Annotated in this window: 12 protein-coding genes; 1 reads left to right on the top strand and 11 read right to left on the bottom strand. The window is 42.1% G+C overall.

The genetic code is table 11. The annotated features are described in order from the left end of the window. Window positions 1–62: 62 nt before the first annotated feature. The 8 genes from nth to M1F05_RS10280 form a co-directional block, all read right to left on the bottom strand. Window positions 63–704: an endonuclease III gene (gene nth, locus M1F05_RS10315; protein WP_206086079.1), complete on the bottom strand. Its 642-nt coding sequence runs from the start codon at window positions 702–704 to the stop codon at window positions 63–65. Window positions 705–724: 20 nt separating this feature from the next. Next, window positions 725–1,438 (bottom strand): electron transport complex subunit E, encoded by a 714-nt coding sequence (locus M1F05_RS10310; protein WP_206086078.1) that lies wholly within the window; start codon window positions 1,436–1,438, stop codon window positions 725–727. Beyond that, window positions 1,438–2,067, bottom strand: coding sequence for an electron transport complex subunit RsxG (rsxG, locus tag M1F05_RS10305; protein ID WP_206086077.1), 630 nt, complete (start codon window positions 2,065–2,067; stop codon window positions 1,438–1,440). The genes M1F05_RS10310 and rsxG overlap by 1 nt, the downstream gene beginning before the upstream one ends. 9 nt (window positions 2,068–2,076) lie before the next feature. Next, window positions 2,077–3,156, bottom strand: a complete 1,080-nt coding sequence (gene rsxD, locus M1F05_RS10300) for an electron transport complex subunit RsxD (protein ID WP_206086076.1) — start codon at window positions 3,154–3,156, stop codon at window positions 2,077–2,079. Between the two features lie 11 nt (window positions 3,157–3,167). Then, window positions 3,168–5,702: an electron transport complex subunit RsxC gene (gene rsxC, locus M1F05_RS10295; protein ID WP_206086075.1), complete on the bottom strand. Its 2,535-nt coding sequence runs from the start codon at window positions 5,700–5,702 to the stop codon at window positions 3,168–3,170. Further along, window positions 5,695–6,309, bottom strand: coding sequence for an electron transport complex subunit RsxB (rsxB, locus tag M1F05_RS10290; protein WP_206086074.1), 615 nt, complete (start codon window positions 6,307–6,309; stop codon window positions 5,695–5,697). The genes rsxC and rsxB overlap by 8 nt, the downstream gene beginning before the upstream one ends. After that, window positions 6,309–6,890: an electron transport complex subunit RsxA gene (gene rsxA / locus M1F05_RS10285; RefSeq protein ID WP_206086073.1), complete on the bottom strand. Its 582-nt coding sequence runs from the start codon at window positions 6,888–6,890 to the stop codon at window positions 6,309–6,311. Before rsxA ends, rsxB begins: the two co-directional genes overlap by 1 nt. 88 nt (window positions 6,891–6,978) lie before the next feature. Beyond that, window positions 6,979–7,419 (bottom strand): DUF2569 domain-containing protein, encoded by a 441-nt coding sequence (locus tag M1F05_RS10280; protein WP_206086072.1) that lies wholly within the window; start codon window positions 7,417–7,419, stop codon window positions 6,979–6,981. 393 nt (window positions 7,420–7,812) lie between these two features. Here M1F05_RS10280 and M1F05_RS10275 point away from each other — a divergent pair, with 393 nt between their 5' ends. Continuing rightward, on the top strand, window positions 7,813–8,787 hold the full coding sequence (locus M1F05_RS10275; RefSeq protein WP_206086071.1) for a bile acid:sodium symporter family protein: 975 nt from the start codon (window positions 7,813–7,815) through the stop codon (window positions 8,785–8,787). A 240-nt stretch (window positions 8,788–9,027) separates the two neighbouring features. On the opposite strand, the gene add is transcribed toward M1F05_RS10275, so the two are convergent. The 3 genes from add to manA all read right to left on the bottom strand — a co-directional run bounded on the left by add (window position 9,028) and on the right by manA (window position 13,158). Beyond that, the gene (gene add / locus M1F05_RS10270) at window positions 9,028–10,029 is read right to left on the bottom strand and encodes an adenosine deaminase (RefSeq protein WP_206086070.1); all 1,002 of its coding nucleotides are present in this window, start codon (window positions 10,027–10,029) and stop codon (window positions 9,028–9,030) included. A gap of 196 nt (window positions 10,030–10,225) precedes the next feature. After that, on the bottom strand, window positions 10,226–11,872 hold the full coding sequence (locus M1F05_RS10265) for a YdgA family protein (RefSeq protein ID WP_206086069.1): 1,647 nt from the start codon (window positions 11,870–11,872) through the stop codon (window positions 10,226–10,228). A 110-nt stretch (window positions 11,873–11,982) separates the two neighbouring features. Continuing rightward, window positions 11,983–13,158 (bottom strand): mannose-6-phosphate isomerase, encoded by a 1,176-nt coding sequence (gene manA / locus M1F05_RS10260; RefSeq protein WP_206086068.1) that lies wholly within the window; start codon window positions 13,156–13,158, stop codon window positions 11,983–11,985. Window positions 13,159–13,247: the final 89 nt, after the last annotated feature.

Below are 13,247 nucleotides of genomic sequence, written 5' to 3'. Positions count from 1 at the left end.
GCGTTGTGCTTATGATTAGCACGATGACCTATCTTTTTCGTCATCAAAAGCACGATATATAGTTAATCCTCTGGGTAGACTTTGTCTTTAAATTCACAGAGGTCTTCGATGATGCACGAACCACAGCGGGGTTTGCGCGCAATACAAGTATAACGCCCATGTAGAATAAACCAGTGATGGCAATCGACCTTAAATTCAGCAGGGACGACTTTCAGTAACTTTTCTTCAACAGCGACAACGTCTTTACCTGGGGCAAAGTTGGTACGATTACATACGCGAAATATATGAGTATCGACGGCAATGGTTGGCCAACCGAAGGCTGTATTAAGAACGACATTGGCTGTTTTACGGCCAACGCCTGGAAGCGCTTCAAGGGCCTCACGGTTTTCGGGAACTTGGCTATTGTGCTTTTCAATCAGTATTTTGCAGGTTTTATAAACACTTTCTGCTTTAGTATTAAATAAGCCAATAGTTTTGATATATTCTTTAATACCATCAACACCCAGCGCCATAATTGTTTCAGGTGTGTTTGCTACGGGATAAAGCTTTGCCGTGGCTTTATTAACGCTGACATCAGTCGCTTGAGCGGAGAGTAACACAGAGATTAATAGCTCAAACGGGGAGCTAAACTCTAGCTCCGTCGTTGGGTGGGGATTGTTGTCCCGTAAGCGAGTTAAAATTTCAATACGTTTTGATTTATTCATTGCTCACATTAATTTGTTTATTAAGAAAGATGACCGCCGCAACCTTGTTGTTTTTCATATTCGCGTACTGACTGATGATCAGCTTGCAAAGCCGCTCTTTTTTTCATTTTTTCATCAATTAAATATTTTGCAGCTAACAATAGGGCAAGGCCAATAAAGGCACCTGGTGGTAGCATAGCGAGTAAAAATGGAGAATCAAGGTGAATAACTTCAATGCGTAATGAAGTAGCCCATGAGCCTAACAGTAAATCAGCGCCATCAAATAAGGTACCGTTACCTAAAATTTCACGAATTGACCCCAAAACAAACAATGTCGCCGTTGCCCCTAAGCCCATCGCTAAGCCATCTAATGCTGATAACGAAACGGGGTTGCGAGATGCGTAGGCTTCTGCACGGCCAATGACGATACAGTTCGTCACAATCAACGGAATAAAAATCCCGAGCGATTCATATAAACCAAAAGCATAGGCGTTGATTAGCATTTGTACCGCACTCACAACCGATGCAATGATCATCACATAAATTGGGATACGAATTTCAGATGGCACCCAACGGCGCAGGGCAGAAACAGCTACGTTAGTGCATATCAGCACAAGTGTTGTTGCAAGGCCAAGCCCGAGAGCATTCGTTGCTGTAGAAGAAACAGCCAATAGCGGGCAAAGCCCTAAAAGCTGGACTAATGCAGAGTTATTTTTCCATAACCCTTGGACTAATAAATCTTTAGATTCACTCATTATTCTTCCCCACAATTTGGGTAAGTTGCTAATTCTTGCGGAATAGTTTGCATAAAGACCGCAGTTCGTTTGGTGGCATTGACCACCGCTCTTGGTGTGATGGTGGCGCCAGTGAATTGGTCAAACTCGCCACCATCTTTTTTTACAGCCCATTTGGGGTCATTTGGCGATTCGATTTTCTTCCCGCTTAAATGGGTGATCCAATCTGAAATACGCGTTTCAATTTTATCACCAAGCCCAGGTGTTTCATGGTGTTCGGTCACACGGACACCTAAAACAGTGCCGTTAAAATCAGCGCCTACCAACAAGTGGATAGCCCCTGAGTAACCATCTAATGCCGTGGTTTCTAACGCCGCAGCAACGGGTTCACCATTTTTACGGGCTATATATAAACGCCGTGGCTGTTTATTACCTAATATAGCCTCATTGGTGACTAGATAACATTCTTTAGTTAAATCATTATTATAGAGGTCACTGGGGATGACTTGGTCGAGCAATTTTTTCTGCACAATGGCGGCTTGCTCTGCAATAATGTCTTTCGTCAAAGTATAGACCGCTGCACTCAATGCCGTGGTTCCTGCGGCAAATATGGCAAGGATAGTTCCGTGACGTCGCATTGTATTTAACATGTTGGCTCCTTATTTATGTCCATATGCACGCGGTTGAGTGTAATAATCAATTAACGGCACGGTGATGTTTGCCAATAATACAGCGAAGGCAACGGCATCAGGGTATCCGCCATAAACACGGATCACCCACACTAAGAAACCAATAATCATTCCAAAAATAATTCGCCCTTTTGGTGTTGTTGAAGCGGTAACAGGGTCGGTTGCGATAAAAAACGCACCCAACATGGTGGCACCTGACAGTAAATGAACCAATGGCGGCGCATAACGGCTATCATCAATCAGGTAGCTGATTATGGAGAAAACAGCTAAGGTTCCTAAGAATGACAACGGAATATGCCAGCTAATAATACGGCGGTTAATCATAATTAAACCACCAATAAGATAAGCAATATTTACCCACTGCCAGCCAATCCCAGCTAATGAGCCTTGTAAAATAGGTTGTTGTAATACGTCAGAAATAGAGTGTGTTAGTAAGCCTGTTTTAAAGCTATCCAGCGGTGTCGCTTGGCTCATACCATCTATGCCCGTTCGTAACTGATCAAGCGTCACTCCCGAAGAAGTCTGCCCACTGAAGATCACTGACAAGCTATCAATGGCAGAGATATGCATGTTTTGCAATTCTTGTGGTGGCAGCCAGTTGGTCATATGTACAGGGAAGGATATTAATAATACAACATAACCAACCATTGCTGGGTTGAATGGATTTTGCCCTAATCCACCATAACATTGTTTGGCAATGGTAATGGCAAAGAATGTCCCTAATACAATCAACCACCAAGGTGATAACGGGGGTAAGCTGATCCCGAGTAATAGGGCAGTGACAATGGCAGAATTATCTTTAAGCACAGGAACAACAGGCTGCTTGCGTAAGCGTATGGAAACAGCTTCAGTTACAACCGCTGTGAGTATCGCTAAAACAATTTGATAGAGCGTACCTATACCAAAAAAGTAAATTTGTGCTGCTATTCCTGGAATGGCAGCGAGAAGCACCCAAAACATCACTAAGCTGGTGCTTTGGTTATTATGAGTAAATGGTGCGCTTGCAATTTTTAGTCGGCGATTTTTCGCATCAATTGGCCTAAATTTCATTTCGTTATCACTTACTCTGTTATCGTTTGTTCATTGTGCTTTTCAGCTTGTTTTGCTTTAACGCGGGCAATCGCAGCAGCAACCGCAATTTTCCTAGGGTCGGTCTCTTCATCTATAGGGGGCTCAGCTGCAGGCGATAACTCATCAATTATTGCTTGTTTCTGCGCCGCTTTCTTGGCTTTCGCACGGGCAATGGCAGCAGCAACCGCAGCTTTGCGTGGGTCGACTTCTGTTTCTTGTTGAGCGTCAACCGCAGGAGCCGTTGGCTCTTGTGCTGCTTTCTTGGCTTTCGCACGGGCAATGGCAGCAGCAACTGCAGCTTTGCGTGGGTCGACTTCTGTTTCTTGTTGAGCGTCAACCACAGGAGCCGTTGGCTCTTGCGCCGCTTTCTTGGCTTTCGCACGGGCAATGGCAGCAGCAACCGCAGCTTTGCGTGGGTCGACTTCTGTTTCTTGTTGAGAGTCAACCACAGGAGCAGTTGGCTCTTGCGCCGCTTTCTTGGCTTTCGCACGGGCAATGGCAGCAGCAACCGCGGCTTTGCGTGGGTCGACTTCTGTTTCTGGTTGAGCGTTAACCACAGGAGCCGTTGGCTCTTGCGCCGCTTTCTTGGCTTTCGCACGGGCAATGGCAGCAGCAACCGCGGCTTTGCGTGGGTCGACTTCTGTTTCTTGTTGAGCGTCAACCACAGGAGCTGTTGGCTCTTGCGCCGCTTTCTTGGCTTTCGCACGGGCAATGGCAGCAGCAACCGCAGCTTTGCGTGGGTCGACTTCTGTTTCTGGTTGAGCGTCAACCACAGGAGCTGTTGGCTCTTGCGCCGCTTTCTTGGCTTTCGCACGGGCAATGGCGGCAGCAACCGCAGCTTTGCGTGGGTCATCATCAGATCCACTAACAGGAGCATTAGCTTGCACATTAGCCAATTTCTCAGCTTGTTTAGCACGAGCTTGGGCTTTTCGTGCCTCACGTGCCGCAATAACTGCGCTGTTGTCAGGCAATTCGCCAGAAACAATTTTAATCGGCTCTTGGCTTGCAGTTTGTTTTGTCTTCACTCTTGCTAATGCCGCATTTACTACGTCTTTATCGGCACTTTCAACTTGAACAGCCGCTTTCTTATGGCGCTCTTCACGGGCCAGTTTATCGCGCTCCATTCGCTGTTGTTTCGCTTCAAAGCGCAATTTCGCTTCTGCGGCACGGCGCTCTTCTTGTGCGATTTCACGAATTTCTGCTTTTTCTTGGCGGTAATATTGTACTAACGGGATATTGCTTGGACAAACATACGCACAGGCACCGCACTCAATACAATCGAATAAATTGTGCTTTTGCGCTTTTTCGTGCTCGTCACCCTTACTGAACCAGTAAAGTTGCTGCGGTAATAAAGCTGCTGGGCAGGCATCAACGCATAATCCACAACGAATACACGCTTCTTCAAGGGCTTTTGGCCCCATTTCTTCCATTGTAGGAACTAAAAGACAGTTACAAATTTTGACAACAGGAACATTGAGGTCGGGTAGGGTAAAGCCCATCAATGGCCCCCCCATGATCACCATTTGTTCAGGTTCTGGGTTGAATCCAGATTGTTGTAGTAAGTGCCTTACTGGGGTACCTAAACGTGCCCAGAAATTTCCCGGTTGGGAAATCGCTTCACCTGTTACAGTGACAACACGTTCAATTAAAGGTTGTCCATCAATGACTGCACGTTTAATTGCCACAACAGTGCCCACGTTTTGCATCAACACGCCTATTTGGGATGAGCGGGCACCCGATGGTACTTCTTGACCGGTTAAAATTTTAGTTAGTTGTTTGGCCCCACCTGAAGGGTATTTAGTTGGGATCACACGGACGAAAATGTTTGAGTCTTGTTTAGTGATGGCTTTATTCAGAGATTGAATAGCTTCTGGCTTATTATCTTCAATGCCAATTAATACTTGGTCTGGATTTAATAAATGTTGTAAGACGCGGCAGCCTTCAATCACTTCTTCGGCGTGCTCTTGCATTAACCTATCATCAGCGGTGATATAAGGTTCACATTCAGCCGCATTGATAATCAATGTTTTAATCGCATCTTTACCTCCCGCCAATTTAGAGGCAGTAGGGAAGCCCGCTCCACCTAAGCCTGCAATTCCAGCTTGCTCAATTTTGTGCAATAAATCTGGTTTGGCTAATTGATAGTAATCAGGGATTGGCTCTAATGGGCACCAAGTATCTTTACCATCAGATTGAATACGCACACATAATTCTTTTAAACCCGATGGATGTGCAGTCACCATAGGTTCAATTGCAGTAATCGTTCCAGAGGTTGAAGCATGTACTGGTACGGTACGACCAAGACCACGAGTTAACGGCTGGCCTTTAAGCACAGAATCACCGACTTGAACGATAAGTTCACCTTCAGGGCCTAAATGCTGCTGCAATGGGATAATCAGCTCATTAGGTATAGTTGCAACCCGCATAGGGGTACGGCTGGATTGCAACTTCATTTCAGGTGGGTGAATGCCACCATCAAAATCCCAGATATTGTCTTTTTTCAACCATTTAAATAACTTAAGCATGGGAGTTCTCCCTTGATTTCACTTCAGTTTTTTCAATAGGTTCAACAGAAATATTTTTCACTGGAATAGTGTTTAAATCCCATTTCCAATTGGCGGTTGTGGTTTTCACGGGGACAAGTTCAATACAGTCAGTTGGGCAGGGGGCGACGCATAAATCGCATCCAGTACATAAATCTTCAATTACGGTATGCATTGCACGGGTGGCACCGACAATGGCGTCAACAGGGCAAGCTTGGATACATTTCGTGCAACCGATACAGTTTTCTTCATCGATAATGGCAACTTTACGAACAGGGTTCTGCGCTGCTTCATCACCATCAATAGGTTGTGGGTCAACATTCAGCAATTCGGCTATCTTTAGCATGACTTGCTCGCCACCAGGGGCACATTTATTGATCATTTCACCATTGTTAGCGACCGCTTCTGCGTAAGGGCGGCAACCTGGATAGCTACACTGCCCACATTGACTCTGAGGTAAAATAGCTTCCACTTGTTCGACAATTGGGTCAGCTTCGACTTTAAAACGTAACGACGCGTAGCCTAAAATTAGACCGAAAATCAAACCGAATACGGCTAATATACCGATGGCAATCCATACAGACATCATTAGAATTTCACCAAACCACTAAAGCCCATAAATGCGAGGGACATAAGCCCTGCAGTGATCAGGCCAATGGAAGAACCACGGAATGGGGCAGGGACATTGGCAACAGCGAGTCGTTCACGGATCGCTGCAAACAGAACCATCACAAGGGAAAAGCCAATAGCGGCTCCAAAACCATATACGGCTGACTGCAGGAACGAATGGGACATATTAATGTTCAACAATGCCACACCTAATACTGCGCAGTTTGTTGTAATTAAAGGCAAGAAAATACCTAATAACCGATAAAGTGTAGGGCTTGTTTTTCTTACAACCATTTCTGTAAATTGTACTACCACAGCGATTGCAAGAATAAAGCTGAGTGTACGTAGATAAAGTAGGTCAAGGGGAACGAGGATCAGTGTATCAATTAGCCATGAAGAAATGGAGGCTAATGTCATGACAAATGTTGTCGCTAATCCCATACCGATGGCAGGTTCAAGTTTCTTTGATACCCCCATAAATGGACATAACCCAAGAAATTTAACAAGGACGAAGTTGTTAACCAGCACCGTACCAATAAAGAGTAATAGATAATCAGTCATGCTATTGCCTGAAATGAAAATATAAAGAACAAAAACTGGCCGAAGCCAGCTAAACAGCCATTATGATATCAAGCAATTTTTGTGATGCTTATCGATCTTGTGTGAAAGTCATTTTAACTCGTTGAGAACGTTTTAAATAAGGGACAAAGAACCCCGCGCCTAACAGGGGCCAAGCAAGGACTTGCAGAGCCGTTTTGTCATCAATGGGTGAAAATGCAAATGTTTTTAGTCCTAATAATAATAAAATAAGTAACCAAATCGTAAAGCGGCGAGGGAAGTGCTTTGAACGAGAAAACATTAATTGAAGCACATGAACACTAAATACTGTCATACCAATCGAGATTGCAAATGACAAATACCACGCAGCAGGAATAAACGTTATCCAACCCTCTACCGTGGAGACAATTTCATACAGCTTGATGCAATACATCACCGTCATACTACAAACTGCCAAGAAAGTGAGTAGCAAGTAGATTGCAGGAACCAAAAGCCAACCCGTCAGGCGGTTAGCGTCATAAACTGAACTCATAAATAATTATCCATTTTTAGCCAATCGCAATCGATTTAACAATTCTATCATAGATTTATTTGCCAACTCATTCCTTCTAATGCTACTTTTCGAGGCTTATTTATATCTACAGCGATGAAAAAGCTTAGGCATAACGACGATTAACCCGTGATCGATTAAGATCTAGCGAGGATCTTCATAATAACTGGCTGTTTTGTACTGTAAACAGGCTTTTTTAGCGAACTTATTAAATAAGCGTTGTTAAACGGTAATATGGAGTGACGCTGTCACTTTAATAAATTTCAGGGAAGCTGAGATTTTTTCCATTGAAAAATGAATTATTACGGCTATCTTTTAAGGCTAAAACCGATTTTAAGGCCAATTAAAGCACTGCCTTTTGTTATGGATAAGCAAATGAACTTACTTGCAAAATTAAGAATTGACCCTTTTTTACTGATCATGATTTGTGTTGTGGGCGTGGCAAGCTTATTTCCTTGTGAAGGAGATATTAAAACGGGCTTCCAATACCTAACAACTGCGGCGATTGCCTTATTGTTTTTTATGCATGGAGCTAAGTTATCACGCGAGTCAATAATGGCTGGGATAGGGCACTGGCGATTACATTTACTGGTATTTGCAAGTACATTTATTTTATTCCCCATTATTGGTCTCGGCTTAGCCGTTATTGTGCCTGCATGGATGTCGCCGACGGTTTATATGGGTTTCCTCTACCTATGTGCATTACCAGCAACCGTCCAATCTGCCATTGCATTCACTTCTGTTGCAGGCGGGAATATCGCCGCTGCGATTTGCAGTGCTTCTGCATCTAGCATTTTAGGTGTCTTTCTTTCACCTATCTTAGTTGGCCTTTTGATGGATGCAGATGGTAGCCAAGCCGTTGATACACTCAATGCTATTGGTTCTATTCTTATGCAATTAATGTTGCCTTTCGTTGTGGGGCATTTATCTCGCCCATTAATTGCTAATTGGATTAATCGTCATCGTAAATTAGTGAATATCACTGACCGATCTTCGATATTACTTGTCGTCTATGTTGCATTTAGTGAAGCAGTGGTTGAGGGGATTTGGCAGAAAATTGATGTTTATTCACTATTGATGATTGTTGTTGTGACATGCATTATTTTATTTGTTGTGATAGTGATAAACACGTTAGCGGCTCGTTTACTTGGCTTTAGCAAAGAAGATGAAATCACGATTGTTTTTTGTGGTTCAAAGAAAAGCTTAGCAAATGGCGTTCCAATGGCGAATGTGTTATTTCCCGCAGCCACGGTAGGCGTGATTTTATTGCCACTGATGATTTTCCACCAAGTCCAATTGATGGTGAGTGCGGTATTGGCACAGCGTTATGCAAAACGCTTAGTGAAGTAATCGTTGTATCGAATAGCTTGAATAACATGTTTATTTAAGCTGTTTTTGTTCTTTTCAGTCTCTCTAACTCTAATTTTTAGTTACAACATACTATTTGTTATTATTAAATAAAGTACCTTAGCATTGTAATTAACATGTTAGCAGCTTTACAGGCGTGCATGATTGAAAACAATGTGAGTTTGTCTGGAAGAAGGAACTGAAGGAAAAGGGCATCATTCTGTGCCCTCAATAACTCACTAATTAACGTTTGGCCGCTTTTTGGGCTAGCGCGACTTTCTCGCTATCCGATAAAAATGCCATTGTTAAGCCGTTACGCTGTGCTTGTTCTATCTCTGTAACGCTCAAACCTGCTTGTGGTGCGGCGACTTCATATTCATGGCGTAGTTCAATGCCTTGAACGGCAGGATCATCAGTATTAATTGATGCTAACACACCCTGTTGCAAAAAGGTTTTGAGTGGGTGCTGAGCCAATGAAGGCACAGTGCTAGTTTGGATATTCGACGTCAAACAGCTTTCCATACCAATTTGATGTTGAGCTAAATATTCAATCAGAGCAGGGTCTTCAATAGCTTTTACACCGTGGCCGATGCGTTGTGCGCCTAATACTTTGATTGCATGCCAAATACTGGCAGCACCAGCGGCTTCTCCTGCATGTACGGTAATGTTTAAACCTGTATCACGAGCTTTAATAAAATGCTCTTCAAATAGCTCACCAGGGAAACCTAACTCATCACCCGCAAGGTCTAAAGCACATAATTGGTTACGATGAGCAAGCAAACCTTGTAATTCAGTGGTACAAGCTTTTTGCCCAAACGTACGGCTCAAGATACCAATCAGATTTATTTTAATATCATATTGGCGACAACCCGCTTTAACACCATCAACAATCGCTTCTACCACACCTTCAACGGGTAATTGGTGCTTCATCGCCATGTAATAAGGTGAAAAGCGTAATTCTGCATAATCGATACCTGCATTGAATGCATCTTCGACATTTTCAAACGCAACACGACGACATGCATCTAAATCAGCAAGAACCGCCACACCCCAATCTAATTTTGTTAAGAAACCCACCAAGTCGGCTTCTTGGCCTATAATTTGCACATGAGGGCGAAGAGCTTCAAGTTCCGTGGCTGGTAATTGAATATTGTGTTCTTCAGCTAAAGAAAGAATGGTTTCTGGACGGATATTACCATCAAGGTGGCGATGTAAATCGGTTAAAGGGAGATTTGTTTTTATCACGGAATGTTCCTTTATCTATTTTCTTCCCTTATTTTGGCTGTTACAACGCCAAAGGCAATCTTAAGTCACGAAAAATGTGAAACGCATTCAATTATTACATAATAATTGTGATTCAAATCACATTTATTAGGTGAGGTAAAAAAAAACGCCAATCAAATTGACTGGCGCTTTAAATTTTTTAGGTAACAGAAATTAATTAGTTAGCTGGAGCTTCTTGCGGAGCAGGCGCTAATTCTGGTGCTTCCATTTCTGGAGCGGGCTCTGCATCAGGCGCTGGAACAGCTTCGTACTCTAAAGCATCATCTGGATTCGACATAATTTTCATCTTAGTCAGGAATTCAGCTAATGTATACTTATCATTGTTGAATGTGAGGTCATTACCTGCAAACTTGATAGTCATCGTTAAATCATTTTCACTATCAATCATCCAAGGTGATTTTTTCTGTTTTGCTTTTTCAGCACGTTCTTCATCTGTCATGAACATTTCTTCGAATGGGGAAGAGAACATGTCAGACGTTAACATTTGCTGCACGCCTTCGAACTCAGACGTTACCATGCCTTTCATTTCTTTCTTCGTATCAGCATCAACTGGTGTACCTTGGTCAATGATCATGGCTTGCGTCATAGATTCGATTAACATTGGTTTGTTCAGTTTCAGGTTGAAGTCGAAAGATGAAATCAATTGCTTAACAGCTTCATCAACTTTGTTAGACATTGCTAAGGCTGTAATTTCGTCTTGGTTCCATTTGTTAAACGTAATGTTCAAGTCAACAGAGCTTTGACCTGCTTCGTTTTTCCAGTAGAACGGGCTAACAGTGAAAACAGGTTTGCTTTTCATCAGCTCAGGTAATGTAGTAGACATCATTTCCATCGCTAAACGTTCTGTTGCTTCAGTTGGATCGCCATTTGCTAAGCCTTGTGCCAATGCTTCGTTGTATTGCTCAACAAATTTGCCCAATGCTTTTGCATCTAACTTTTCAATTGCAACAGTTAATTCGCCCGAACCTAAGTTTTGCTCTAATGCTTTTAAGTCAGCGATACTGTAAGAGATATTCCCTTTAACATCTTCACCTGTGATAGCTGTATCACTTGAGATTTTGAAATCTTTAAATGAGAATTTGGTATCAGGGATGTTAAAGTCAGTGTCTGCAATAATAAACGATTGTTTACCTGTATAGAAACCGTACTGAGATTTTGTCACATTAGAGACTAATTTTAAGCCTTTTAATGTCATGGATTCAGTTTTATCTTTCTTACCGATAACTAAACTGTCAGTAATTAAAGACGCGTCAACCGCAGCAAGGTCAGCCGTTGTTGAAATATCAAGCTTAGAACCACTGAAAGAAACGGTAGCATCATCTTTAGAGTATTCAACAGGGATTAACTCTAAATTAGTATCAATGCTTTTGCTGTAACCGATAACAGCGTTACCATGAATGAATGGCTTCCCTTTGGTTGCTTCAAATAATTCTTTAGTTGTAGCATTATTGGCTAATTCAACTTGGGTCGCTGCTAATTTAGGCATTAAATTAAATTTGGCAACCTGTGAAATAGGGAATGGGCCATGGTCGATATTTGCTTTAAATACGATTGATTCATCAGGTGTAGTCGAATCTGCTGACGTAATTACGATATCTGCTTGTGAAGAGAAAACGCCTTTTTTGTAGTTTTCTAATTTAAAGTTCACACCTGATTCAGGCACATTTACAGCAAAAAAATCGTTGGTTTTCAGGATGACTCTATCAAGTTCATCTTTAACTTTAGAACCTGTATACCATGATGCACCGGTCCACACTGCGCCCAGAGCAACGATAACACCAACCGCGACTAATGACTTTTTCATTATAAACATCCATCCTTTCAGTACGTTTCTAACGCACTTATAAATTTGTATAAGTTTTATATAACCGTCTTAATGCTGCGTAAGAAAGACGGCTAATACAGAATATGACACTAAAGATTAAACACTCGAGCAAGTTTACCATTACCTTTAATGGAAACATGTTTCTCATACGCAGGCAGAAAAATAGACTCACCAGAATCAATGCTAATTTCTTTATCACCTGAGTTTAAAACTAACTCGCCTTCAATACAGAATAAAATTGAGGCTGTATCGTTAGTTAGGGTAATCCCCGAGTGATTAATAGAATATATATTAAATGAAAAATCTTCTACTGGAATATGATATTTCCAGATATTTCCAGATTTTTCGGGGATATTTAACAAATCATGCGCAGGCGTAGGTTTGAAATCAATATTCGCAATTAACTCAGGTATATCGATATGCTTATTTGTCAAGCCTGCGCGTAGCACATTATCGGAGTTGGCCATCACTTCTAAACCGACACCTTCTAAATAAGCATGTGGTGTTCGCGCATATAAAAACATTGCTTCGCCAGGTTGCAATTCAATGACATTTAAAAGAAGAGGGGTAAATAAGCCATTATCTTCAGGATATAAGCTAACCATTTGTTTTATTGAGTCCCAAGGTTCTCCCTGACGGCTATTTAAGGCCGCCTTTAATACCCCTAGAGCCAACTCTTTTTGTGCGCCAGTTAGATTCAGAAGTTGTGCAAACAATCGAGAAAGCTTCTCTTCAGAAGGAGATTGAACAAATAACTGAATGTCAGGATGAGCAGCAGAAACAAAATCAAGTAAAGCTGCAATTTCATTCAGGGGACGAAACGCATTCATCGCCTTGAAAGGCGTTAATGCATAGATTAATTCGGGTTTATGATTATCGTCTTTGTAATTACGGAGAGGTGAATCGAGTGGTATACCTGCCGCATTCTCTTTGGCAAAGCCAACTTCAGCATATTTCTTATTGGGATGAACTTGAACTGACAGCGGCTGAGCCGCACAAAGTACTTTGAAAAGATAAGGCAATCGGTGATAAGTTTGCGCCACCTTTTTTCCTAAATACAACTCAGGATGACTATCAATCAATGTATTTAACGGAGTAATTTGATTATTTTGGCTATCGATAACGTCGGAGCTAGCTTTAGGATGCGCTCCCATCCAAAGTTCAGCCATTGGCAAATTCTCTGGATTTGCGATTCCATACAGCTGTGTTAGGGCGTTTTTACTTCCCCAATCATAATTTTGGACTTTGTTTATCATTTTAAGCATAGCAAAATTCTCTTTTTTGTAAAAATCAACTCATTTCCTTAACATCAGGGTACAATAAGCTCGACCAAGTCTCATAAATTAAATTCAAT

The organism is Providencia sp. PROV252 (genome assembly GCF_033676005.1).
GTDB lineage: Bacteria > Pseudomonadota > Gammaproteobacteria > Enterobacterales > Enterobacteriaceae > Providencia > Providencia vermicola.
This window is presented reverse-complemented; position numbering and strand designations above follow the sequence as displayed.